Consider the following 25,972-nt stretch of genomic DNA (forward strand, 5'->3'; position numbering starts at 1 on the left):
GCTTTCTCATACGTTGGGCATTTTTGCCAATTTTAAACAAGGTAAAAGTCAACGCGACTGGCTTCAACAAGCCAACGTCATAGGATGTTAAAGTCGAGCATCGCGTTAATTGAAACGTTTTTTATCCAACATTAGCTTGTTAATATCAAATTAACTTATTTATTTATTTAATACCGTATAACCAATGGATTGCTTCAAGAAGTGCCAGATTGTGTATTGTCTTGAGGCTGGTTCACAATTAACTAGACGGTGAATTATGTATGTTTTTATTATGCGTCATGGTGATGCTGCTTTAGATTCAATCAGTGATGCAACCCGGGAGCTTACACCTCGTGGGTGTATAGAATCACAGAAAATGGCTTATTGGCTTGAGCAGCAAGAGCCTGATATTGATTCTGTTTTGGTCAGCTCTTATATCCGAGCAGAGCAGACCTTAAAAGTGGTTCGTGAATATCTGACATTGCCTAACAATGAGGAAGTGTTAGACGAATTAACGCCTTCGGGTGATGTAGCATTGGTTGCCAGTTATTTACAAGTTTTGTCAATACAAGGGCACAAATCTGTATTGGTGGTTTCCCATTTACCGTTGGTCGGTTATTTGGTTTCTGATCTCTGCCCCGGGCAAACTCCTCTGATGTTTGCTACATCCAGCATTGCTTGTGTGAAATGGGATAATCAGACTGAAAAAGGGAATTTATTATGGCAAACTTCCCCGGCACAACTAGCGACCAAATTCTAATCTCATACTGAGAATCAATTAACTAACGCTGCGTGAATTCCTCCATTTCGATCAAAATGAGCAATGCAGCGTTCCCTCCCCACTCTCTGGGTGCCTGATGGAAGGCGATAACATCAGGATGTTGAGCAAGCCATAAGGGTGTTTGTTGTTTGAGAATATGTTTACCGTGACCATGCATAATGCAGGCGCAGTAGACGTGTTCACGGCGACAAGCTGCAACCAAAGCCCCAATCTCTTGTTTGGCCTGCAATTGGGTCAATCCATGTAAATCCAGAAAAAGCTCAGGAGGATAATCTCCACGGCGTAATTTTTTTAATTCATAATGATTGGCACCTTCCCGAATGTAACGAGTCGGGCCTTCCATGTCCAAATTGGGTTGAAACTCATCGGAAAAATAGTAACAGGCATCAACCTGCTCTTGCATAAGGCGTTCAGGGGCGACATGACTTATTTTTTTTCTTTTCGGGGTATGGGTAACTGTATCCTGAACAATGCGACGAGTTCCCACAACAGATGTTCTGAATAGACTGATGTCTTCTTTGTTTAGTAGATTTTTCTTCTTCATTACACGTTAATTCACTCACAAATTTCAGTAAGTGTACCTGATTTTTTGCGATTTTTCTTAGAAGCTATCGTTTTAAGTAACAAGTCGTTCACAAAATGATTTGACAATCGTGTTTGGTTATAAAATAAATGTATATACAACATGAAAACTGATATCAATAAGAAAAAAATAACAGGACGATAATAATGTCGATTGAACTGAAAGATACCGATGTTATTTGGCGTAATGCCAGACTTGCCACAATGAACCCTACACTTAAGAATATTGATGGTAAAAATAATTATGGAATGTTGGAACAACATGATCTCATTGTTCGGAATGAAAAAATCTTAGCGATTTTGCCGACAGATAGCGTACCAACCAACAACTGCAAAATTATCGATGTAGCACAGCGACTAATCACACCCGGATTGATCGACTGTCATACTCACCTCGTTTTTGGTGGTAATCGTGCATTTGAGTGGGAACAGCGTTTAAATGGGATTTCTTATGAAGAAATTAGTGCCAAAGGCGGGGGCATTAACTCCACGGTCAATGCCACTCGCAATAGTTCGGTTCAACAATTGGAAAAGTCCGCCCAGAAGCGCCTCAATGCGTTGATTGCTGAAGGCGTAACAACCATTGAAATGAAATCAGGTTATGGGTTGGATCTGGCAAATGAAGAGAAACAGTTGAATGTCGTACGGGCACTGGCAGAGAAAAACCCCATTGAAATTAGCCCAACACTGCTGTCTGCCCATGCAGTTCCACCTGAATATAAACACAACCCTGATGCCTATATTGATTTGGTTTGTGATTCCATCCTCCCCACACTTTGGCAGAAACAGTTATTCGAATCCGTGGATGTGTTCTGCGAATCTGTCGGTTTTAATCTCAGCCAAACTAAACGTCTGTTTGATACAGCCAGATGCCTGAATATCCCTGTAAAAGGTCACGTTGAGCAACTTTCTAATTTGGGAGGGAGTGAACTGGTTGCTGAATATCAGGGCTGGTCAGTTGATCATATAGAATATTTGGATGAAAAGGGAATTGAAGCTATTAGCCGTAGTGGGACGGTTGCCGTGTTGCTGCCTGGGGCATTTTATTTCCTGAAAGAGACTCAGCGCCCGCCTATCGCATTGTTGCGCGAATACGCTGTTCCGATGGCTATCTCGACAGACTTTAACCCCGGCACCAGCCCTTTCGCCTCCTTACGTCTGACTATGAATATGGCTTGTGTACAATTTGGTTTAACACCAGAAGAGGCATGGCAAGGCGTTACAATCCATGCGGCTCGCGCATTAGGGCGTACAAATAGTCATGGTCAGCTGGCTGCTGGCTATATGGCGGATTTTGTTGTCTGGGATGCCCACAATCCAGTGGATATTTTATATGAACTGGGACATAACCCATTGGTTTATCGTGTTTATCGCGGAGAAATAACGCATCACGATCATTTGAATTACTTTGGTGCTAATAGTATTAGCAATAATTAATGGTGGCGAGGGAAAGAAAATGAATTTATGGCATCCAACATCAGAAAATATTTGGCAAGGGCGAGATGATCTTGCAGAAGCCAATAATGCTTTGCGTATATTCCAGACAATAAAACAGCCCGCCAGTTTTTCCCCTGAAGAATTTCCTCACCACATTGCGCTATTGGGATTTGAGTGCGATGAAGGCGTCAAACTTAATCAAGGTCGTCCGGGAGCGAAATTGGGCCCTGAATATTTACGTCAATCATTAGCAAATCTGGCTAGTTATGATGGTCATGATCGGCTGGTGGATTTAGGCAATATTCGCGCCAATCCCGAAAAATTAAGTGAAGCGCAGAATGCCCTTAGTGATGCGGTATATCATTGCCTGCAACATAATATGAAGACCATGATTTTGGGTGGGGGACATGAAACGGCGTTTGCGCATGGAATGGGAATTTATCGCGCGTTTCCGACACAACGTATAGGTATTATTAATTTTGATGCCCATTTGGATTTGCGTAATGCACCGCAGCCCACCTCAGGTACACCATTTCGACAGCTTGCCCATTATTGTCAGCAGCATCAACGCCCGTTTAATTACGCCTGTATTGGAGCCAGTCTGGCGTCGAATACGCAAGCATTGTTGGATGAGGCTAATCACCTTGATGTTACCATTATTTGGGATACGCATTGTGTTGAGTCCATGATGGACAAGGTACAGCAGCAAATACAAGATATCATTAATCAAGTTGATATTATTTATATGACTATTGATTTGGATGTGTTGCCAATTTGGCAAATGCCAGCAGTTTCTGCGCCGGCTGCGTTGGGTGTTCCGCTGGAGCGTTTATTGCCATTAGTTCAACTTATTTGTCAGAGCAAAAAGTTACAAGCCGTAGATTTGGTTGAACTTAACCCCTTGTATGACATTCAAGGTATGGGAGGAAAAGCAGCGGCTCGTCTTGCGTGGCAGTTGGTGCACTGGTGGAATGAATAACTGGTGAAGTGAATAACTAGTGAAGTGAATAAAAAGTGAGAAGGAAGTCATAGTGACGGCTGATTTATCAGATACATTTGCCAAGCCAGTGCCTTTGTATGCGAAAGTCAAACAAGCGATTATTGAAAAAATCTATACAGGGGAATGGAAACCGCATGATCGGGTTCCCTCTGAAGCGGAATTGGTCAAGCAGTTTAACTGTAGTCGCATGACAGCTAACAGGGCACTGAGAGAGCTGACAGCAGATGGTTTTCTAGTCCGTCTGCAAGGCGTGGGGTCGTTTGTCTCTGAACCTAAGGGGCAGTCCGCGCTGTTTGAGATCCACAGTATTGCGGATGAAATAGCTTCGCGCTCTCATCAGCACAGTTGCAAGGTACTGACGCTTTCTGAAGTTAACGCGAATATGACACAGGCAGCGGAATTCGGTATTTCTGTAGGTTCGCTTATCTACCATTCCATCATTGTGCATTATGAAAACGATCTGCCAGTGCAGATTGAAGATCGCTATGTCAATGCTCAAGCTGCGCCGGAATATCTGAAGCAGGATTTTAGTCGGCAAACGGCTCATGATTACTTATCACAAGTAGCGCCTTTGACAGAAGGGGAGCATATCGTTGAAGCCGTGGCAGGAGATGCCCGCTCTTGCCGATTATTGCAAATTGAAGCAAATACACCTTGTTTGTTAATCAGTCGTCGAACTTGGTCAAAAAAGTTCATTGTTTCCAGTGCCAAGCTATTGTTTCCAGGGCATAGATATAAATTAAAAGGACATTTTAGCTCATAGCTCGCTTATTTGGTTATAAAAACCTCTTTAACTCCAAAAGGGAAAAGAGGTTTTTTTATTATTGATTGTGACAGTAATGTAAATCAAATGTGATGTAAAACACAAAGCCAGCAAAAAAACCTGCCAATTTATTACCCGATAAATCATTATCATCTTATTGATTTTTATATAAATGATAATGTCTCCCATACCATTAACCTTATCTCTGTCACATTTTTGCCTATTGAATATACATGTATATACAACTATACAATTAACAAAATTCATAACGATGAAATAGGTAAAACCGTGACGATACAAAATAATAAATTCAGCAACGTAATTATTCGTGCCCCTAGAGGAACACAACTCACAGCAAAAAGTTGGCTGACGGAAGCACCACTCCGTATGCTTATGAACAACCTTGATCCCGAAGTGGCCGAAAATCCAAACGAATTAGTGGTTTATGGTGGAATCGGCCGAGCCGCCAGAAATTGGGATTGTTATGAGAAAATCGTTGACACGCTGAAAAATCTGGAAAATGACGAAACTTTATTAGTGCAGTCAGGTAAGCCTGTGGGGGTTTTCAAAACACATGAGAACGCACCACGTGTATTAATTGCAAACTCGAATTTAGTTCCACATTGGGCAACGTGGGAACATTTTAATGAACTGGATGCCAAGGGATTGGCAATGTATGGCCAGATGACAGCGGGAAGCTGGATATATATTGGCAGTCAGGGCATTGTCCAAGGAACTTACGAAACTTTTGTGGAAGCAGGGCGTCAGCATTACAACGACAATTTAACCGGCCGTTGGGTATTGACTGCGGGGTTGGGCGGCATGGGTGGTGCACAGCCACTGGCAGCAACGTTGGCAGGTGCATCTTCACTGACCATAGAATGCCAGCAAAGTCGCATTGATTTTCGTCTTCGTACTAAATACGTGGACGAACAGGCCACTGATCTGGACGATGCTCTGGCGCGTATTGAGCGCTATGCCCGTGAAGGTAAAGCCGTATCAATAGCCTTGTGCGGCAATGCGGCAGAAATTTTACCTGAGTTGGTACGTCGTGGTGTTCATCCTGATATGGTCACAGATCAAACCAGCGCACATGATCCATTACACGGTTATTTGCCTGTGGGTTGGACGTGGGAAGAGTATTGTCGCCGCGCTGAGATTGAGCCAGAAGTCGTTATTCAGGCGGCAAAAGCTTCAATGGCTGTACATGTTGAAGCCATGCTGGCTTTCCAGAAGCAGGGAGTACCTACTTTTGATTATGGCAATAACATCCGTCAAATGGCGAAAGAAATGGGTGTTGAGCATGCCTTTGATTTCCCGGGATTTGTTCCTGCTTACATTCGTCCTCTGTTCTGCCGTGGTATCGGGCCTTTCCGTTGGGCGGCACTTTCCGGTGCTCCTGAAGACATTTATAAAACCGATGCCAAGGTAAAAGAATTGCTGCCGGATGACACCCATTTACACCATTGGTTAGATATGGCGAAAGAGCGTATCAGTTTTCAGGGCTTGCCTGCGCGTATTTGCTGGGTGGGATTGGGCGATCGTGCGAAGTTGGGATTGGCCTTCAATGAAATGGTTCGCAGTGGGGAACTTTCCGCGCCAATCGTAATTGGTCGTGACCATTTGGATTCTGGTTCTGTAGCCAGCCCTAACCGTGAAACTGAATCCATGCAGGATGGCTCCGATGCGGTTTCAGACTGGCCATTACTGAATGCTTTGCTAAACACAGCCGGCGGCGCAACGTGGGTTTCCCTGCATCATGGTGGTGGCGTGGGAATGGGATTCTCACAACACTCGGGCATGGTGATTGTCTGTGACGGCACTGATGAGGCGGCAGAACGCATTGCCCGTGTACTGCATAACGATCCTGCGACAGGGGTTATGCGTCATGCTGATGCAGGTTATGAGCTGGCTATCCAGTGTGCGAAAGAGCAGGGACTGAACCTGCCAATGATTGATACAAAATAAGGGGCGTTATTGATATGAAAAACATTACTATCCATCCAGGAAAAATGACGCTTGAAGAATTACGCCATGTTTATCAGCATCCTGTTCACATCAGTTTGGATGAACAATGTTTCCCTGCCATTGAAAGCAGCGTTGCTTGTGTAAATCGCATTATCAGTGAAAACAGAACTGCTTATGGTATAAATACGGGGTTTGGTTTGCTGGCGAACACCCGCATTGCAGAACAAGACTTGGAAGAGCTACAGCGTTCTATCGTACTGTCACATGCAGCGGGGGTAGGCGAGCCTCTGCCGGATGAAATTGTCCGCTTGATTATTGTGTTGAAAATCAACAGCCTTGCCCGTGGTTATTCTGGTATTCGTCTGGACGTTATTCAGAGTTTGGTTACATTGGTTAACGCTGAAGTTTATCCTTGTATTCCAAGTAAAGGCTCAGTCGGGGCGTCAGGAGATTTAGCGCCATTGGCACATATGAGTTTACTATTGTTGGGCGAAGGTAAGGCCCGTTATCGCGGTGAATGGTTGCCTGCTAAAGTAGCGCTGGAAAAAGCGGGACTCAAACCAATTAACTTAGTCGCAAAAGAAGGATTGGCGCTGCTCAATGGAACACAAGCTTCAACCGCTTTTGCTCTGAAAGGTCTTTTTGCAGCAGAAGATTTACTGGCATCAGCCGTTATTTGTGGTGCGCTGTCTGTTGAAGCGGCCCTTGGTTCCCGTAAGCCATTTGATGCGCGTATTCATGAAGCGCGTGGTCAGAAAGGTCAAATTGATGTGGCAACCCTTTACCGTCTGGTTTTAGAAGAGCAAAGCGGTCTCTCTGAATCCCACAAGAACTGTTCTAAAGTTCAGGACCCTTATTCATTGCGTTGTCAGCCACAAGTGATGGGGGCTTGCTTAACCCAGATCCGCCATGCTGCCGATGTCATTTTGGTTGAAGCTAATGCAGTTTCCGATAATCCGCTGGTATTTACTGAAGAAGATGAAGTGATTTCGGGTGGTAACTTCCATGCAGAGCCTGTCGCTATGGCATCGGATAATCTGGCTATTGCTTTGGCAGAAATAGGTTCTTTGTCAGAACGCCGGGTTGCTTTGCTGATGGACAGCAATATGTCTCAGTTGCCACCATTCTTAGTTGAGAACAGCGGCGTGAACTCCGGTTTTATGATTGCGCAAGTAACCACGGCGGCATTGGCGAGTGAAAATAAAGCGTTGGCACACCCTTCCAGTGTTGATAGCCTACCAACTTCTGCCAATCAGGAAGACCACGTATCAATGGCACCGGCCGCTGGTCGCCGCTTATGGGAAATGGCAGATAACGTGCGTGGAATTTTAGCAATTGAATGGTTGACTGCTTGCCAGGGCGTGGATTTTCGCCATGGATTGAAGAGCAGCACAATACTGGAAAAAGCCCGCCATATTTTGCGTGATAAAGTCGCACATTATGATAAAGACCGCTTTTTCGCGCCAGATATTGATGCAGCCATTCAACTGTTGATTGAGCAAAGACTTTCTGCATTGTTGCCTGCTGGCAAGATCTTAGAAAATTAATCACAAACACATCGTTTTTAGGCCGAATAAACCCGGCCTTATCGTAGTATTTATCTTTCCCAATCTAATAATAAAAGACACAAGGATAAATCATGCAAAATATTTCACAACTCAAACGAGGGTTAAGTGTTCGCCACATCCGATTTATGGCACTGGGATCGGCAATTGGCACGGGGCTTTTCTATGGCTCTGCAGAAGCCATTAAAGCAGCAGGGCCAGCGGTATTGCTTGCCTATGCCATTGGTGGTGCCGCAGTTTTCATGGTCATGCGGGCATTGGGAGAAATGGCGGTTCATCGTTCTGAGCCGGGCTCTTTCTCTTATTATGCGACTCACTACTTAGGGCCATTGGCAGGTTTTCTAACTGGATGGACTTACGTCTTCGAAATGCTGGTTGTTTGTCTCGCTGACGTCACGGCCTTTGGCATCTATATGAAACTCTGGTTTCCCCATGTTGATCAGTGGATTTGGGTGCTCAGCATTGTCTTCTTCATTGGGGCAATAAATTTATGTAATGTCAAAGTATTTGGTGAAATGGAATTTTGGCTTTCTATCATCAAAGTCACTGCGATTATTGCCATGATTGTCGGTGGTTTTGCCATTATGATGTACGGCTTCGGTCAAGAATCCGGGCATGTCACTGGCCTATCAAATTTATGGGAACATGGCGGATTCATGCCGAATGGCATTGCAGGGGTGATAGCTTCGTTTACGGTCGTTATGTTTGCATTTGGCGGTATTGAAGTCATCGGCATCACTGCCAGTGAAGCAAAAAATCCGGAAAAATCTATCCCGCGGGCAATCAATGCCGTTCCGTTCCGCATCTTGCTGTTCTATGTTCTTACCCTGTTTGTTCTGATGTGCATTTACCCGTGGAATCAAGTGGGACAAAACGGCAGTCCGTTTGTGCAGATATTCTCCAGTCTGGGTATTGATTCAGCCGCGAATATTTTGAACGTTGTTGTGATTACGGCGGCTATTTCAGCGATCAACAGTGATATTTTTGGTGCTGGTCGTATGATGTATGGCATGGCGCAAGAGAAACAGGCACCGGCTGCTTTTACGCAATTAACGAAAAACGGAGTACCGTGGATAACCGTATTGGTCATGTCAGGTGTTTTATTACTTGGTGTTGTTTTGAATTACTTTCTGCCGGGAAAAATTTTCGGAATCATTGCTTCAATCGCAACATTTGCAACTGTCTGGGTATGGTTGATGATCCTGCTGTCACAGTACATGATGCGTCGTAGAATGCCTGCAGAAGAAGCAAAACAGCTTAAATTTCCTGTTCCTCTATGGCCGATAGCACCAACTCTGACTATTGCATTTATGGCATTTGTTATTGCCGTACTGGGCTATTTTCCAAATACCCGGATTGCATTATACGTAGGGATAGTATGGATAGTATTACTGACTATTAGCTATTATTTATGGGTGAAAAAAACAAGTCATAGCTAACCCTCCCATACCACCCTATGTATATAGGGTGGTATGTTTTTGCCTTTCCAAATACATTTTATTCGTAGTCGCATTATCTTCCCTAAAAAACTCTTTTTCTTAATACGCTGTTTTGTGAATACAATTTCATCCTAAGATAACCCTGTGCTAAGAAAGCTGATTTGTGTTCTGGATCATGGCAAACTAACGAGTTGATATATCTTTTTTGTTGTTTGGAGGTGTTTTTTGGATAAGATTTTAGTCGATGAGGCTGTTGCAGAGCTGCGTACCATTTTAGATATGTTGCGTTGGTCTACCAGCCGTTTTAGCGAATCGGATATCTATTATGGACATACTACATGTAATCCGTGGGACGAGGCTTTGCAATTAGTTCTCCCCTCATTGCGTTTGCCTATGGATGTCCCTGATTCAATGATGGCTTCACGCCTGACATCAACAGAGCGTCAACGCATCGTGGAACTTGTCTTGCGTCGTATTAATGAACGTATTCCTGTTGCTTATTTGATAAATAGAGCCTGGTTCTGTGGTCATGAATTTTATGTCGATGAGCGAGTTTTGATTCCACGTTCACTGATTAGAGATGTGATTGAAAACCACTTTGAAGGACTTATCTCACGTCAGCCATCGACAATTTTGGATCTTTGTACAGGAAGCGGTTGTATTGCAATTGCCTGTGCCCATGCCTTCCCAGAAGCCGAAGTTGATGCTGTTGATATTTCTCCTGATGCTTTGGAAGTTGCAGAAATAAATATAGAGAATCATAAGCTTTCTCACCGTGTAATCCCGATTCGTTCAGATCTATTTCATGATATACCATCGGTGAAGTATGACATCATTGTCACTAATCCTCCTTATGTCGATGAAGAAGATATGAGTGATTTTCCTCAGGAATACGATCATGAACCTGAATTAGCCATGGCTGCAGGTATTGACGGGTTGGATTTGGTTCGTCGTATTCTGGCAACTGCCCCGGATTTCCTTTCAGAAGATGGAATACTGGTATGTGAAGTAGGTAACAGTATGGTACACCTGATTGAGCAATACCCTGAAGTACCATTCAAATGGCTGACATTCGAACATGATTATGGTGATGGTGTTTTCGTGCTGACTCGCCAGCAGCTTGTTGAGCATCACGAATATTTCCAGCAATTCAAAGACTGATATTTTTCAGTTATCGAATGGTCAAAACAGATTTTCTATTAAACGATACCCGATAGATTTCAAGTTATAGCACAACGGTAACAGAATGAATTCCCGGCCTGCAATTAAATTGTATGGCCGGGATGGATAATCACAGCCAGCTTGCAAGATGAAAGGTATAAAGGAAAATAAAATTGATGAAATAAGATAGGTTTTGATCATTGGGTAAGTTATTGTTATTTGATCTCATTTTCAACTCATAAATAATGATGGCAGGGTAGGAATGGCAGGCAATAGTATTGGGCAGTTTTTTCGTGTTACCACATTTGGTGAATCTCACGGAATCGCATTGGGGTGTATTGTGGATGGTGTTCCTCCGGGCATTGCTATCACAGAAACTGATTTACAAATCGACTTAGACAGACGTCGTCCCGGAACTTCCCGTTATACAACACAGCGTCGGGAACCTGATCAGGTTCGCATTCTTTCGGGGGTTTTTAACGGGGTAACGACAGGAACCAGCATTGGCCTGATAATCGAAAATACCGATCAACGCTCACAAGATTACAGTGCGATTAAAGATGTTTTCCGCCCGGGACATGCTGATTATACCTACGAACAGAAATATGGGTTGCGTGATTATCGTGGCGGTGGGCGTTCCTCAGCCCGTGAAACCGCTATGCGTGTTGCGGCAGGAGCGATCGCCAAAAAATATCTGCTTGAAAAACATGGAATTATTATTCGTGCCTGCTTAACTCAGATGGGTGATATTCATTGCGAATTGAAAGATTGGGCACTGGTCGAACAGAATCCTTTTTTCTGTCCTGATGAGAGTAAATTGACTCAACTTGATGAATTACTGCGAGCACTGAAAAAAGAAGGTGACTCTATTGGAGCGAAAGTCACGGTAGTTGCGGAAAATGTTCCTGCGGGATTGGGAGAGCCGGTTTTTGACCGTCTGGATGCAGATATTGCTCATGCTTTGATGAGTATTAACGCAGTTAAAGGCGTTGAAATTGGTGATGGTTTTGGTGTTGTTAACTTACGTGGCAGTGAGAACCGCGATGAAATAACAATGCAGGGATTCAGCAGTAATCATGCCGGCGGCATTTTGGGTGGAATTAGCAGCAGCCAACCGATTATTGCTCATATCGCCCTGAAACCAACATCCAGCATTATGGTGTCAGGCAAAACAATCAACCGTCAGGGAGAAGAAGTGGATATGGTGACCCGCGGCCGCCATGATCCTTGTGTGGGTATCCGTGCTGTCCCTATCGCAGAAGCCATGATGGCGATAGTGTTGATGGATCATTTGCTGCGTCAGCGTGCGCAATGTGCTGACGTGATACCTCCGCTTCCGCGTTGGTAGTGAGGATACTGATACGTACTTCGATTGATACCGAAAGATATCGTAATAATTGGCAAGCAGTTTTCTGGTGAAATGAATAATGGAATGGTCATCATTGGGTCTTGAGATTTACGGTTTTCTTTTTTTGGTTGCGTTAGTTGCGGGATTTATTGATTCCATTGCCGGTGGGGGAGGGTTATTAACCATTCCCGCTTTATTGTCAGTAGGTGTTCCCCCAGTTCAAACATTGGCGACGAATAAACTTCAGGCTGTAGGCAGTTCGTTCTCTGCCAGCCTTTACTTTATTCGTCGTAAAGTCGTGGATTGGCGCTCCCAGCGTTTTGCTATCTTCATGACAATAATCGGAGCCATGTTGGGTGCTTTGTTGGTTCAATTCGTGTCACCGGATTTTCTGCGTTATTTATTGCCGATCTTGGTAATGCTCATTGGTCTTTACTTTTTATTGGTGCCCAATATTGGAGCCGAAGATCGGCAACGTCGCCTTGGCCCGATTGCATTTGGTTGCCTCACAGGGTGTGGAATCGGTTTTTATGACGGTGTGTTTGGGCCGGGAACGGGATCTTTTTTCGCACTATGTTATGTCATGCTCTGTGGATACAATTTGGCAAAAGCGACAGTCCATGCCAAGGTACTGAACTTTGCTTCTAACATTGGTGCCTTAGGCTTCTTTATTATTGGCGGTCAGGTTTTATGGCTGGTGGGTTGTGTGATGCTGATAGGGCAAATGATAGGCGCCCGGTTAGGTGCTGGTTTAGTGCTGAGTAAAGGACAAAAACTGATCCGTCCAATGTTAGTAACAATATCTTTTTTGATGAGCATCAAACTTCTCTATGATCATCATGGAGATACTATTCGATCTTGGTTGGCATTTTATTTTTGATTTTAGGATATTGCATTAATACATGACTGCACATCATTATCAACAACTGATTGAAATTTTTAATAATTGCTTTAGCGATGACTATAACACTCGCTTAATAAAAGGTGATGCTGAACCGATTTACCTGCCAGCGAATGATGAAGTGAGCTATAACCAGATTGTATTTGCCCATGGTTTTTATGCCAGTGGATTACATGAAATTTCGCATTGGTGCATTGCGGGTGAAGAACGCCGCAAACTGGTCGATTTTGGTTATTGGTATTGCCCTGATGGGCGTGATGCTCAAACACAGGGAGAATTTGAAAAAGTGGAAATCAAACCGCAGTCGTTGGAATGGTTATTCTGTGTTGCGGCGGGTTTCCCCTTTAATATTAGTTGTGACAACCTCGAAGGGGATTTTGAGCCTGATCGCTTTGCCTTTCAGCGAAAAGTGCATGGGCAAGTTATGCAATACCTTGAAAATGGAATACCCACACGAGCAGCAAGCTTTATTCAAGGTCTGCAATCGTTCTACAATACGCCCCCACTAAAAGCAGAACATTTTCCTTATCCGGAAGATCCTTTTGCTAATTGAAATTGATTTTGAGGAAAAAATAATGCTCGCAGAGTTTGAAACACGCATTCTGGCGCAAATTGATGACATGGTTGAACATGCCAGTGATGACGAATTATTTGCTGGTGGATACCTCCGTGGGCATTTAACGTTGGCGGTTGCTGAATTAGAGCAAGAAGGGGCAAATACCGTTGAACAGCTTCATCAACGTGTGGAAGAAAGTGTCTATAAAGCGATTAAAGCGGGAGAACTGGCCCCGCCAGATCAGGTTTTAGTTTTAGCAACTTGGCAAAAACTGCTGGATAATGCGCAAGTTTAATTCATTGATATATACCCAATGGATTTCAAGATGCATCGCGGCGGCAAGGGAACGAATCCCCGGGAGCATAGATAACTATGTGACTGGGGTGAGTGAACGCAGTCAACAAAGAGGCAACTTGAAAGACGAAGGGTATAAAAATAATTTTAATGAGGGCTATTTATGTAGCCCTTTATTTTTTCTGATGGTTCGAAGTAATTGGCTATCTACGATTACAAAAAAATTCGTGACACTTCTCAATAATCAGAATAAATAGCGAAAATCCAATATTTATTGATCTTTTTATCGTTAATGTAGAGTACAGTTACTTAAGCTTTAGTATGTGGAATGTAATTAAATTGATATTAAATAGAAAAGTAATTCGCTATTTTCCATTGTCTTGGAATAATTTTCCATATGACATTAAAATAATATAAAAATATAGTATGTTGTAAGAGTGGTGAATGGAAGTGTTGATTTTCATTTAAAATAATCAAGTTATTAGTGGAACGGCTGATGATTAAAATAAATAGGAGTGTTAGAGTAATGATAAAATAGGATAGTAAATAAGATATTTTCTTAGCTAATTAAGTAAGTTGAATTAATAAAAAATATCGATATGGATACGCAATTAGAGGAGCAGTTATAAGAAAAAGAATAGATAACATCCCATATTAGAAAAGAGATTAATTTTTCTCAAAAAATGGAAACTGGAAAAGGATATGTCAGGAGATGGCATTATGAAACAGAAAATTAGTTCTGTTCAAAATGAATATGGATATTTTTCCGAAAATAACAAAATGTTTTTATTACCTGAATCGATAAGTTATAACCCCTTAAAATTTAGTTGGAAAAAGGCAATGAGTACAACATTGGAAAAAAGAGTTGAAAATCTGGAATCAGATGTTGCACAAATAAAAACAGATGTTGCTGTCATAAAGTCAAATTACGCAACAAAAGCGGATGTTGAGGCTGTTAGTACATTGGTTTATAAAGAAATAGCTTCTGTACGTAACGATATGTCAACTGAAATGACATCTATGCGTAATGATATGTCTTTAATGAAACAAGATATTGGTTTTATGAAGAAAGATATTGATTTTATGAAAAAAGATATCCTTTGCATGAAAGGAGATATTTCCTCCATGAAAGGGGATATTTTTTCCTTGAGGGGAGATGTTTCATCTATTCATCAGAAAATATCATCTTTACATGTAAGCGTATCAGAGAAAATAGTTTCTCAAACTAAGTGGATGGTTACAATAATGTTTGGTCTTTCAGGTATGATTATTGCAGCGATGAAATTTATGCTGTAAATACTTACTAAAATAAATATGTTACCTTTGGTGTTGCTTATTCCAGTAATTTTTTCTTATTGAATATATGAACAAGGTACACTATGTTTTCTATTTGTTTAACACAAAAATCTGATGCGAGTCTATTACCCGCAATAGAGCATTCCGCTGCAAAATTATTTAGTGCTATACCTGAGTTGGCTTGGATAGCTGATGGCCATGTGCAAACGGAACAGCAGCATTTGGAGTATATCTCACAAGGCAATAGCTGGATCGCTCTTAATGGTGACTCTCAGCCTATTGGTTTTATTTTAGCTAAGCCGTTGGATGACGGTCTCCACATTATGGAACTCTCCGTCCATGAAGATTGGCAGAAGAAAGGTATTGGAAAGGCATTGATTGAGAAGCTGGTTCAAGTTGCGGAACAGCGTCAACTTCAGGCTGTTACATTGACTACTTTTCGTTATGTTAATTGGAATGCGCCTTTTTATCACAGATTAGGATTTAACATATTAGATTTTCAGCAGCTTACTGAATCATTACGCCATATATTACAAAGTGAAATTGACTACGGGTTTGCTGAAGAACAACGCTGTGTAATGAAACGGTTGATCTCTACACCTGAGCATTGTGCTGGTTTTTGAGAATGGAAATATTGGTGTTTCATTAGGCACCCTGCTTTCTATGCAGGGTACCTGATATAGATGAGCAAATACCCTTAAGATCTTTCTGTCTTAACGGATTTGCCCCGTAACAACTTTCTCACCCAAAAGCGATTGGGATGTAAAGCTGCTAATGTTTCATCATCTAGAGGTAAGGCTTCTCCAAAAATTTGACTAGCTAATAATTCAGCACTCAAAGGAGTGGAACATAAACCACGAGAACCTAACGCACCAATAACAAATAGATTAGGGTAACAAGGCGATTCGTCAATAACTTCATCAGACTGTATCTGATGAGCTAAATTGGCATATTTCTCCATGATGTCACTTAAAACAGGAACGTTTCCGACCATTGGCATATGATCCCGAATGACACACCGTATGCCTTGGCGGGATTTTTCTTCCGAGATATCAATTTCCTGTACCCAATCAACCTCAGGAAAACATTTCAATAAACGATCACGGTTTTCTTGCTGTTCAATAGAAGAGTACAGTGTATCTAATTGCTGGCGTTGGTAACTGGCACCAATACAGTGATGTTGATTATTGGGATTAGCCGGAGTCATATAACCATCGTAACACAGTACGCTTTTCAGTTGCCTGAGACTGCCTGTGGTTGGGATATGGCTCACTTGACCGCGAACAGCAGTGACTGGAAGTTTTTTCGTTTGTTCGAACTGCGGCAGGCAGTGACCATTGGCAATGATAACGGCGTTATGATTTTTGTATTGCAGTCTTTCCTTATATTCAATCTGCAATTGCCAACTGTTTTCATTTTGAATGAGCTGTGTCACCTTATGATTAAAATTAACTCGCATACCGCGTTGCTCAGCAAGTTTTATGACCTCTTGGGTTAATTGTGCAGGGTATAACCAGCCTCCTTGTGGATAGTGAATGCCATGATAATTAACGTCCAATCCACTGACATGACTCAATTGTTGGCGATCCATCTCAACCGCAATGGCTTCTGGCCATTCTGTTTGCAGCATTTTGTTAATTTTATTGTTGCTTTTTTCATCATAAGCTAATTGACTGACACCACACCATTGGTGGTCAAATGGCATATTTTCAGCAATCAATTGATCATACTGACGTCGGGCAAAAGTAAATGCTGATGTGAAGAAACGCTCTAGCGGATCGTCATTGCCCGTTAGTAAGGGATAAAGGGCTCCCTGCAGGTTGCCGGATGCATTCTGTGCTGGTTGTTCGTCTTGGCAATATAGTGTGACTTTAGCTCCACGGCGCAATAAAGCGAGGGCAGTTAATGCACTTGCGATACCGCCACCGATAATAGCTATATCATCGGGATGGGTGGCGGCTTGGCGAGAAAACCATGGCATGTGGGATAAAGAAAGAGAAGGATTTTCTGATGGAGATAAAATGCCTGTCAGCATCTCTCTTTTGTGTCCAAATCCTTTAATCTTTGTGACAGTAAAACCTGCACTCTGCAATCCTCTGCGAACTGTTCCGGCGGATGTAAAAGTTGCAAACGTCCCTCCGGGACGGCAAAATTTTGCCATTGCAGCGAACAACTGTTCGCTCCACATTTGTGGATTTTTAGACGGCGCAAAACCATCTAAAAACCAGGCATCAATTTTTCCAATCAGATTCGAATTTATTTTAGGTAAAAGATCATTTACATCCCCAAACCAAAGATCCAATGTGATTGCGCCATTATCCAAAATTAATCTGTGACAACCTGCAAGCGCTAAGGGCCATTGCTGACATAATTGCTCAGAAAAAGCCTGTAGTTCAGGCCAACGGTGGTGTGCTGTTTTTAGATCTGCTGGCGTTAATGGATATTTTTCAAAACTAATGTAATGAAGTCGTTTTAAAGAGGACTCAGGATTTTGCTGTCTGAAAAGAGAAAATGATCGCCAAAAAGTAAGGAAATTCAAGCCAGTACCAAACCCGGTTTCTGCAATGACACAATCTGAGCGGGGATGTGTGTTAAAACGATCAGGAAAATTATTACCTTTTAAAAATACATATAAAGTTTCTTCCAAGCCATCTTGATTTGAAAAATAAACATCATCAAACTGCTCAGAAACAGGTGTACCCTGTTCATTCCAACTTAGGGTTGCGCTGTTGATAGCACTGTTTTTCACAATAATGCCCGTATGTTGATAAGAATAATATAGGGATTTTAACGGTCTTCATTTGGTTGTACCACCCATGGGTGAGCTGCGGGGGGTTAGTCCGGATCAATTTTTCCACATATTTTAACCTGATCGGACTTGTTCGGCGTACAAGTGTACGCTAAAGTGCGGGTGAAAAAATCCCGCAGGTAAACATATTGATGAGGTAAGTAATGAAACGTGCAGTAATCACTGGTCTGGGTATTGTTTCCAGTATTGGTAATAACCAGAAAGAGGTGCTGGAATCTCTGAAAGAGGGCCGTTCCGGGATAACTTTCTCAGAAAAATTTAAAGAGATAGGAATGCGCAGCCATGTTTGGGGCAATGTAAAACTGGATACATCTGGTTTGATTGACCGCAAAACTCAACGTTTTATGAGTGACGCATCTATTTATGCTTATCTGGCAATGGATGAGGCGATTAAAGATTCCGGCTTATCCGATGAACAAGTCTCTAATCTTCGCACGGGGCTGGTTGTGGGTTCAGGAGGCGGTTCGCCGTATAATCAGGTTGCTGGTTCTGATGGGATGCGTGCCCGTGGACTGCGTGGTGTTGGGCCATATATGGTTACGCGCGCAATGGCTTCCGGTGTGTCAGCCTGCTTAGCGACGCCTTTTAAAATCAAAGGCGTTAACTACTCCATCAGTTCTGCTTGCTCAACGTCTGCGCATTGTATCGGTCATGCTGTTGAATTAATCCAACTGGGCAAACAAGATATTATTTTTGCTGGAGGTGGTGAAGAATTAAGCTGGGAAATGGCGTGTGAATTCGATGCGATGGGCGCGCTGTCTACCAAGTATAATGAGACACCAGACCAGGCTTCCCGTACTTATGATCAGAACCGTGATGGTTTCGTAATTGCAGGCGGTGGTGGTGTTGTTGTTGTTGAAGAATTAGAGCATGCATTAGCGCGTGGCGCACATATTTACGCTGAAATTGTGGGTTATGGTGCAAACTCAGATGGTGCGGATATGGTTGCTCCTTCAGGAGAAGGTGCTGTGCGCTGTATGAAGATGGCACTGGATGGTGTTGAAGGCGAGGTGGATTACATTAATACCCATGGAACTTCGACGCCGATTGGTGACTTGAAAGAACTAGAAGCTATCAGAGAAGTTTTTGGTGATAACACACCTGCCATTTCCGCCACTAAGGCGATGACTGGGCATTCTTTAGGTGCTGCGGGTGCTCACGAGGCGATCTACAGTTTGTTGATGCTGGAGCATGGCATTATTGCACCAAGCATCAATATTGAAGATTTAGACGAAAAAGCATTGGGCATGAATATCATCACTGAACCTACCGAACGCGAGCTAAGAACGGTAATGTCCAATAGCTTCGGGTTCGGCGGTACAAATGCATCCCTGGTGATGCGCAAGTATTCAGACTGATTTTTTAAATGCTGAAAAAATTATCAGCTAAAATGAAAGCCAATCCATTAACTATGTGCATTAACTAAATGTATTAACTAAGTGTATAACTATGTGGATTGGCTATTTTAATTGTGATGCCGTGATTTTATTACGGCGTTTCTTAATGGTTCGTAAAGCAAGCGGAATAATAATCACTGATACCGCCAGAATCAGAAGAACCTGAGCAATTGTGCTGCTCCACAGTATTTCAAAATTCCCATTACTGATTGATAGCGCCCGGCGTAAATTTTGTTCCAGCATTTCACCTAAGACGAATCCCAAAATCAGTGGCGACATTGGGAAATTCATTTTTCGGAGAATGTAACCGAAAACACCCAGCCCAACCATCAATATAAGATCGAATGTAGTACTGTGAACAGCATATACCCCAACAGCGGAAATAATTGCTATTGATGGAACCAGAAACCACAGCGGAATACTTAGCATACGGGTAAACATCCCAATCATCGGGATATTCATAATCAGTAACAAAACGTTAGCGATCAGCAAAGCGGCAATAAGTCCCCAGACAATATCAGGTTGCTCTGTGAACATAGCAGGGCCGGGAGTGATGTTATAAAGCGTTAAAGCGCCTATCATTACTGCTGTTGTGCCTGATCCCGGTACACCGAGAGTGAGCATCGGGATGAATGAACCACATGCTGAAGCATTATTAGCGGCTTCTGGCGCTGCGACACCCCGAATATCTCCTTTGCCAAATGAATCACTGTTGCCACTAATCCGCTTCTCTGTCATGTACGTAATTGCACTGGCAATTGTTGCTCCAGCTCCGGGTAATATACCCACGAAAAAACCAATCACAGAGGAGCGTAAGGTTGGCCCTACACAAAGTGCTGCTTCTTTTCTGTTGAACAGTAGGCGGCCTGTTTTACTTATCACTTTTTGTCCCGCAGAAGTGCTTTCCAACATCAACAAAATTTCACTGACTGAAAACAAACCAATAACGACAACAATAAACTGAATACCGTCAGAAAGGTGTACGCTATCAAACGTGAAACGATAAACGCCTGTATTGGAATCCACCCCAACGGTTGCCAAACCCAGACCGATTAAGGCGGCCAATAATGATTTTATCGGGTTTTGGCTCATCATACTGCCGAGACAGGCAATGGCAAAAACCATCAGGGCAAAATATTCAGCAGGCCCAAACGCTAAAGACCATTGCGCCAGAAGAGGGGCAAACAAGATGATACCAATGATAGCTAAAAGCGAACCGCAGAATGAACTGACAGCAGAGATAGAAAGTGCGACACCGGCTCGCCCTTGTTTTGCCATCGGATGACCATCAAGGGCTGTCATAATGGCAGCAGCATCTCCCGGTACATTCAGCAGGATTGAAGAGATACGGCCCCCGTATTCACAACCAATGTAGACTGTTGCCAATAAAATCAGGGCTGATTCAGCAGGTAATTTTAATGCAAAAGCGAGTGGCAGTAAGATCGCAACCCCATTGATGGGGCCAAGACCGGGTAGTAATCCAACAACAGTACCAATAAAACAACCAATTAATGCAATGACTAAATTCTGGGGAACTAATGCAACTTCGAATCCCTGGCTCAGATATACCCAAGTATCCATCGTTACCTCCTTAGCTGAGCCAACTGCCGACTGGCAATGTGACATCTAACAGGCGATCAAAGGCAAAAAAGAGCGAAATACCAAGAAATATGCCAGATATGATCGCTGCAGGAAGCGTAGCTTTAAATAACAATGCCACGCTGATGGTCAATAATATTGTTGCCAGAGGAAACCCCAGCCACTCAAATGACCATGCGTAAATGATTAGTGAAACAATCAACAAAACTAAGCGACGTAATACTTGTATTGTCGGCCATTGTATAGGGTCAGGTTTTTTAAATAGCAATAGTAATGCACAGAATGCCATTAATGAAATAATGGCTATTGGGAATGGGCGAGGCCCTAAGGGTTCATAACTATATTCGCTATGGATCCCCCAGCCAATGACCAGCCCTATTCCACATAGCACCAGCCATACAGTAGCAAAGATACGATCGCTCATAATGCTACCCCTGTTATTTTGCTAAACCGAAGGATTTGGCCATTTCGTGGTACTGAATAACCTGTTTTTTCACATAATCATCCAGTTCCTTGCCTGTCATATTCAATTCAAATAACCCGCGTAATTCGCGTTGTTTTTTGAACTCCGCAGTTTGCTGTAACGTCTTAAAAGTATCTACCCACCATTGATATTGCGCATCAGAGACTTTAGGCCCCATATAAAAACCACGAATAACTGGCCATACGATGTCATATCCCTGTTCTTTTGCCGTTGGAATATTTGCCAACTCACCATTCAGGCGTTTATCTGCATAGATAGCCAGTATGCGGATTTTATCCCCATTGAGATAAGGTAAAGTTTCACTCAGATCACCGGAAACAACTTGAATATGATTGCCTAAAAGCGCTGTGATAGGTTCGCCACCTCCTTCAAATGCGACATAGCGCATTTTGCGGGGCTCAATACCGACTTCTTTCGCCAATAATGCGGTTTTCATCCAGTCCTGACTACCGATAGAGGCACCTGCACCAAACACAATACTGTCAGGCGCTTTTTTGAAAGCATCCATCAAATCTGACAACGTCTTATAAGGAGAATCCTGACGCACCGCAATCATACCGTAGTCTGTACCAACACTCGCCAGCCAGCGCACATCATTCACGCTATAGCGACCGAACTTTCCTTGAGCAAGATTCAACAGGGAACCACCGGAAAAAGCGACGACAGTGCCGGGTTCAGCAGGTCGCTGGGCAATGATGGCATTGTAGGCAACCGCACCGACACCGCCGGGCATGAATGTAACCCGCATTGGAGAGTTGATGATTTTGGTTTCCAATAATGAAACCTGAATGAGTTTGCAGGTTAAATCAAAGCCTCCACCGGGCTTGGCTGGTGCTATACATTCTGTTCTATTGGGAGCAGTAGTTGCAAAAGCACTGGTACAGATAAGTAGACTTGCAGCAGTTAATAAGGTTTTGAATGTTTTCATTTTGATTCCTCACATAGCACCAGTAAAGGACAGGGATGACAAACTTCTGGTGCATATTTATTTATAGAAGTGAAACCTTTCAATTACCTTTCATTAACAACATAAATTGGCTGGATGTGACCTTAGTCGCTTAATTTGCGTAATGCTTCACAAGGCAATGTTAATAAATTGTTTTCAGATATATTTTTTGTTAACCCATAAACAATTGCTAAATCTTAATATTGCAATTGGGTAATATTTCAGCTTTATTCCTCTGGTTTATTTTTAACAGTGGTATTATTCATGCGTCTCTTATTGGTTGAAGACCATCCTGACTTATCACATTGGCTACAGAAAGCATTGAACAATTCTGGGTTCGTGGTCGATCTGGCAGAAGATGGCGTTGTGGCAGATCAGCTTTTACAGACTGAAAATTACGCCTTACTGATTTTGGATGTTGCTTTGCCCAGATTAGACGGAATTTCTTTGTTATCCCGGTTGCGTAAGCGAGGCCAGAACTTACCCGTATTGTTATTGACTGCCAAAACAGATGTTACGGATCGGGTAAAAGGATTGAATTCCGGTGCTGATGATTACTTAACCAAGCCTTTTGATTTTCAGGAACTGGAAGCTCGTATTCGCGCGTTATTACGCCGTAGTACAACTATATCGCAAGAGGCCCAAAAATTTGGTTCATTGGTTTATGAAGATGAAGGTTATTTTGTATTGGATGATGTACCGTTGGCCCTGACTCCCAGAGAGTTATCCGTTTTAACAACCCTGTTTCACCGTCGGGGGCGGCCTGTTTCTAAACAGCAATTGTTTGAACAGGTATTTTCCCTATCGGATGAAGCAAATCCACAAAGCATTGAACTATATGTACACCGATTGCGGAAAAAATTACTCGATAGTGATGTAAGAATCGGCACATTACGTGGATTGGGATATCGCTTGGAGTTGCGGGGATCATGAAATTTATCAAAATACCCCGATCTTTATTCCACCAACTGCTGCTGTTTTTTGGCGTGCCGCTGCTGTTATTGGGCTGTGCTTCTGTTTATAGCCAGTATGTCAGCGTGAAGAGTGCTGCAACGCTGGCTTATGATAGAACGTTGCTGGCATCAGCAAGAACGGTTGCTGAACGCCTGGCTGTCCGGGATAATCATCTGATTGTCGATATCCCTTATGTTGTCTTGGATAGTTTTGAGCGCAATACAAATGATCGGCTGTATTATCAAGTCATCTCTCCTGAGGGAAAAACCATTTCAGGAGCCGATAACCTGCCTCTCATACCTCAACATGTTCAACGCTCACCATTGTACACGGCACTGGCGTATTTTTATGATGCAGAATACCGGGGGCAGCCTATACGCGTCGTGGCATTGTACCAACCCGTCAACGAGGGCGGCATAATGGGAATGGCGTTGATATTAGTGGCTGAAACGGTGATTTCTCGCCAATACATGACGCAGCAATTACTGTTTTCTTCGTTGGTGAGTCAGGGGACGGTTGTATTATTAACGTTGCTTCTGGCTTATATCCTGTTAAAGCAGTTGCTTAAGCCGCTACGAAAGCTGTCAGGCATTATGATCAGGCGCTCAGCCAATAACCTCACGCCATTACCGAATATTCTGCCGTGGTCTGAACTTTCTCCATTGCTTCAGGCATTCAACCGATATATTGAACGGCTGAAATTAATGGTTGGACGTCAGGAAAGATTCAGTGCGGATGCCTCTCATCAGCTTAGAACGCCTTTAGCTGTATTGAAAACACAGGTGGCGGTGGCTCGCAGTGATCAAAACTCAGACCAGAGGGAAACAATACTGGCAGCGATTGACAACAGTTTGGACAATATGATTTTGCTGACCGAACGCTTATTGCAATTATCACAGTTGAAAGTGCATGAGAAGGAAGCAATACAAAATTATCAGCCAGTTAATATCGTAGAGCTGTTACAACAAGCCTGCTTTTCCCGTTTGCAGCAAGCAGAAAGCAAATACATTGATTTGGGCTATGAGGGGGAGGATGCTTTTTGGATCAAAGGTGAACCCGTCTTGTTAGCAGAAATGTGTGCCAATTTGCTGGACAATGCCATCAAATATACTCCGCCAATGGGCGTAGTAACTGGGCGTGTGAAAATGACACCGGACAAAAAATACTGTTGCCTTGAAATTGATGATTCAGGGCCGGGTATCGCGCAGGATGATATTAGTCACTCTCTCATGGCATTTAACCGATTGGGAAACTCTGCGGGGCTGGAGGGAGCAGGGTTAGGGCTGACTATCGTCAAAGAAATCAGCCTGTATCACGGTGCCACTCTCCAGCTTTTACCCAGCGAAATGTTGGGAGGATTATTGGTCCGGGTTGTCTTCCGGCTTTCTGCGAGTAAGCGGAATGCGTAATTGCTGTGCGAGTATCACACCACCCAGCACAATACCTCCTCCAATCAGGTGATAACTGTGCATCTCTTCATGAAGAACCACGATAGCAATGAGGGCCGTAAATACGGGAGCCAGATTCATAAAGATAGAAGTCATGCTTGCGCCAATGCGAACTACGCCCTGTATCCACAGATAGGGAGCAATAATTGATGCAGGGATGCCGGCAAACAGAACAAGGGAAATATTATCGACTGTTAACTGAACATCATCCGTCATCATGAAATTGGGCAGGAGCAATAAAACACCAAATCCAATTTGCACATAGAGTGATTGCCAGTTAGGTAATGGAATCGCCCAGCGCTTTGTCAAGACACCGTATAACGCATAAGAAGCGGCGGCAATAAACATCATCATTTCTCCGATGCCCAGACCATGCTGCAATAGGGAAGTCGGATTTCCTTTGCTGACCAGCCATACAAGGCCGAATAAAGACAGTACTGTGCCAAGGGTGATACCGACAGTAGGGGCAACTCGCAAGGCGAATATACTGATAATGACAGTCAATAATGGAATTAGTGAAGTAAAAATTCCGATGATCGTCGCACTGACAGTATGGGCAGCGTAGTATGCCAGGCTTTGGTTAAGCACCATGCCCAGAGAGCCAAGAATCAATAACTTCCACCAATATTGGGCAACCATTTTCCGCTGCTTGAGGACAGGTAATAAGATAAAAGGAGTCAAAGTCAGGAAGGCAATGAACCATCGATAAAAAGCAATTGCAGCAGGTTCAATTAAGGTGGCGGCAGCTTTACTGACAACGGCATTGATTGACCAGATCAATACAGCCACGAGGGGAAACAATAAATTCTTCATTGAGCTAAATTTTTTGTGTAAGTGTATAGTCTGATTAGTTTAGCAATGACCGATTTATTATATATATTGATAATCAGACAACAGGTGTGGCAATTAAGACAAGATATATACCCTTTATTATTTTATGGGTAAAAGATTGCAGGAGTAAAAATGATAGAGCGGATGGAGGCGAATCAGGCTGTTTTTCAGCCAATGATGCCAGATACACTCTCTTTTCGTGATGAAACATTGAACGCTGATACTGAATGTAGGTTACATAACCACTCTTTTGGGCAATTGATCTATGTAGTTAGTGGTGTAATGGAAACTCAGGTAGGAGGGCAGCGATTCCTTGCACCACCGGAGTTAATGAGATGGTCTTCCCCACCTTGTGAACCATACTCTTTATAGAGTATTTTTTCTGGAGAGTCCATCATGCAAAACGTCACCCTTATTGGTATCGATCTCGGCAA

Annotated in this window: 23 protein-coding genes and 1 pseudogene; 18 read left to right on the top strand and 6 right to left on the bottom strand. The window is 43.0% G+C overall.

Annotated features, from left to right (window positions below; all coding sequences use genetic code 11):
- Window positions 1–256: 256 nt before the first annotated feature.
- On the top strand, window positions 257–739 hold the full coding sequence (gene sixA, locus AAC854_RS14915; RefSeq protein WP_340617796.1) for a phosphohistidine phosphatase SixA: 483 nt from the start codon (window positions 257–259) through the stop codon (window positions 737–739).
- A 22-nt stretch (window positions 740–761) separates the two neighbouring features.
- Here the strand turns inward: sixA and smrB are convergent, their stop codons facing one another.
- A complete protein-coding gene (gene smrB / locus AAC854_RS14920; RefSeq protein WP_340617797.1) occupies window positions 762–1,304 on the bottom strand; it encodes an endonuclease SmrB in 543 nt (180 codons plus the stop codon).
- A gap of 185 nt (window positions 1,305–1,489) precedes the next feature.
- On the opposite strand from smrB, the gene hutI reads away from it, so the two are divergent.
- The 13 genes from hutI to AAC854_RS14985 all read left to right on the top strand — a co-directional run bounded on the left by hutI (window position 1,490) and on the right by AAC854_RS14985 (window position 15,693).
- The gene (gene hutI / locus AAC854_RS14925) at window positions 1,490–2,779 is read left to right on the top strand and encodes an imidazolonepropionase (RefSeq protein WP_340617798.1); all 1,290 of its coding nucleotides are present in this window, start codon (window positions 1,490–1,492) and stop codon (window positions 2,777–2,779) included.
- Between the two features lie 19 nt (window positions 2,780–2,798).
- Complete coding sequence (gene hutG, locus AAC854_RS14930; RefSeq protein WP_340617799.1) at window positions 2,799–3,758, top strand: formimidoylglutamase; 960 nt, start codon at window positions 2,799–2,801, stop codon at window positions 3,756–3,758.
- A 52-nt stretch (window positions 3,759–3,810) separates the two neighbouring features.
- Window positions 3,811–4,542: a histidine utilization repressor gene (hutC, locus tag AAC854_RS14935; protein ID WP_422824094.1), complete on the top strand. Its 732-nt coding sequence runs from the start codon at window positions 3,811–3,813 to the stop codon at window positions 4,540–4,542.
- Window positions 4,543–4,830: 288 nt separating this feature from the next.
- A complete protein-coding gene (gene hutU / locus AAC854_RS14940) occupies window positions 4,831–6,510 on the top strand; it encodes a urocanate hydratase (RefSeq protein WP_340617800.1) in 1,680 nt (559 codons plus the stop codon).
- 14 nt (window positions 6,511–6,524) lie between these two features.
- A complete protein-coding gene (gene hutH, locus AAC854_RS14945) occupies window positions 6,525–8,057 on the top strand; it encodes a histidine ammonia-lyase (RefSeq protein WP_340617801.1) in 1,533 nt (510 codons plus the stop codon).
- A 92-nt stretch (window positions 8,058–8,149) separates the two neighbouring features.
- Window positions 8,150–9,514, top strand: a complete 1,365-nt coding sequence (locus tag AAC854_RS14950) for an amino acid permease (protein ID WP_273546756.1) — start codon at window positions 8,150–8,152, stop codon at window positions 9,512–9,514.
- A 225-nt stretch (window positions 9,515–9,739) separates the two neighbouring features.
- Window positions 9,740–10,675 carry a 50S ribosomal protein L3 N(5)-glutamine methyltransferase gene (gene prmB / locus AAC854_RS14955; protein ID WP_340617802.1) on the top strand — a complete coding sequence of 312 codons (936 nt, stop codon included), beginning with the start codon at window positions 9,740–9,742 and terminating at the stop codon, window positions 10,673–10,675.
- Between the two features lie 262 nt (window positions 10,676–10,937).
- Entirely contained in the window at window positions 10,938–12,023 is a 1,086-nt protein-coding gene (aroC, locus tag AAC854_RS14960; protein WP_340617803.1) for a chorismate synthase, read from the top strand.
- A 79-nt stretch (window positions 12,024–12,102) separates the two neighbouring features.
- Entirely contained in the window at window positions 12,103–12,903 is an 801-nt protein-coding gene (locus AAC854_RS14965; RefSeq protein ID WP_273546758.1) for a sulfite exporter TauE/SafE family protein, read from the top strand.
- A gap of 22 nt (window positions 12,904–12,925) precedes the next feature.
- Complete coding sequence (locus AAC854_RS14970) at window positions 12,926–13,477, top strand: elongation factor P hydroxylase (RefSeq protein WP_273546759.1); 552 nt, start codon at window positions 12,926–12,928, stop codon at window positions 13,475–13,477.
- Between the two features lie 22 nt (window positions 13,478–13,499).
- On the top strand, window positions 13,500–13,775 hold the full coding sequence (locus AAC854_RS14975) for a YfcL family protein (protein ID WP_340617804.1): 276 nt from the start codon (window positions 13,500–13,502) through the stop codon (window positions 13,773–13,775).
- 719 nt (window positions 13,776–14,494) lie between these two features.
- Window positions 14,495–15,070, top strand: coding sequence for a CCDC90 family protein (locus tag AAC854_RS14980; protein WP_340617805.1), 576 nt, complete (start codon window positions 14,495–14,497; stop codon window positions 15,068–15,070).
- A gap of 83 nt (window positions 15,071–15,153) precedes the next feature.
- Window positions 15,154–15,693: a GNAT family N-acetyltransferase gene (locus tag AAC854_RS14985; protein WP_340617806.1), complete on the top strand. Its 540-nt coding sequence runs from the start codon at window positions 15,154–15,156 to the stop codon at window positions 15,691–15,693.
- A gap of 74 nt (window positions 15,694–15,767) precedes the next feature.
- On the opposite strand, the gene mnmC is transcribed toward AAC854_RS14985, so the two are convergent.
- On the bottom strand, window positions 15,768–17,819 hold the full coding sequence (gene mnmC / locus AAC854_RS14990) for a bifunctional tRNA (5-methylaminomethyl-2-thiouridine)(34)-methyltransferase MnmC2/FAD-dependent 5-carboxymethylaminomethyl-2-thiouridine(34) oxidoreductase MnmC1 (RefSeq protein WP_340617807.1): 2,052 nt from the start codon (window positions 17,817–17,819) through the stop codon (window positions 15,768–15,770).
- Window positions 17,820–18,022: 203 nt separating this feature from the next.
- Here mnmC and fabB point away from each other — a divergent pair, with 203 nt between their 5' ends.
- The gene (gene fabB, locus AAC854_RS14995; protein WP_340617808.1) at window positions 18,023–19,237 is read left to right on the top strand and encodes a beta-ketoacyl-ACP synthase I; all 1,215 of its coding nucleotides are present in this window, start codon (window positions 18,023–18,025) and stop codon (window positions 19,235–19,237) included.
- Window positions 19,238–19,339: 102 nt separating this feature from the next.
- Here the strand turns inward: fabB and AAC854_RS15000 are convergent, their stop codons facing one another.
- Genes AAC854_RS15000 through AAC854_RS15010 form a run of 3 tightly spaced genes read right to left on the bottom strand, consistent with a single transcriptional unit; the run spans window position 19,340 to window position 22,287 of the window.
- On the bottom strand, window positions 19,340–20,857 hold the full coding sequence (locus tag AAC854_RS15000) for a tripartite tricarboxylate transporter permease (protein ID WP_340617809.1): 1,518 nt from the start codon (window positions 20,855–20,857) through the stop codon (window positions 19,340–19,342).
- Between the two features lie 10 nt (window positions 20,858–20,867).
- Window positions 20,868–21,299 carry a tripartite tricarboxylate transporter TctB family protein gene (locus AAC854_RS15005; RefSeq protein ID WP_340617810.1) on the bottom strand — a complete coding sequence of 144 codons (432 nt, stop codon included), beginning with the start codon at window positions 21,297–21,299 and terminating at the stop codon, window positions 20,868–20,870.
- Between the two features lie 13 nt (window positions 21,300–21,312).
- Entirely contained in the window at window positions 21,313–22,287 is a 975-nt protein-coding gene (locus tag AAC854_RS15010) for a Bug family tripartite tricarboxylate transporter substrate binding protein (protein WP_422824095.1), read from the bottom strand.
- A 282-nt stretch (window positions 22,288–22,569) separates the two neighbouring features.
- Between AAC854_RS15010 and tctD the strand changes: the two genes are divergently transcribed.
- Together tctD and AAC854_RS15020 are read left to right on the top strand one after the other, a co-directional pair.
- Window positions 22,570–23,238, top strand: a complete 669-nt coding sequence (gene tctD, locus AAC854_RS15015; protein WP_340617811.1) for a transcriptional regulator TctD — start codon at window positions 22,570–22,572, stop codon at window positions 23,236–23,238.
- Window positions 23,235–24,668, top strand: a complete 1,434-nt coding sequence (locus tag AAC854_RS15020; protein WP_340617812.1) for a sensor histidine kinase — start codon at window positions 23,235–23,237, stop codon at window positions 24,666–24,668. Before tctD ends, AAC854_RS15020 begins: the two co-directional genes overlap by 4 nt.
- On the opposite strand, the gene AAC854_RS15025 is transcribed toward AAC854_RS15020, so the two are convergent.
- Entirely contained in the window at window positions 24,618–25,520 is a 903-nt protein-coding gene (locus tag AAC854_RS15025; protein WP_340617813.1) for a DMT family transporter, read from the bottom strand. The two genes, AAC854_RS15020 and AAC854_RS15025, sit on opposite strands and share 51 nt — an antisense overlap.
- 162 nt (window positions 25,521–25,682) lie before the next feature.
- Between AAC854_RS15025 and AAC854_RS15030 the strand changes: the two are divergent.
- Window positions 25,683–25,877, top strand: a pseudogene (locus AAC854_RS15030) (cupin domain-containing protein); the annotation flags it as partial.
- Window positions 25,878–25,972: the final 95 nt, after the last annotated feature.

Origin of the sequence: Xenorhabdus entomophaga (assembly GCF_037996725.1) — a bacterium.
GTDB lineage: Bacteria > Pseudomonadota > Gammaproteobacteria > Enterobacterales > Enterobacteriaceae > Xenorhabdus > Xenorhabdus khoisanae.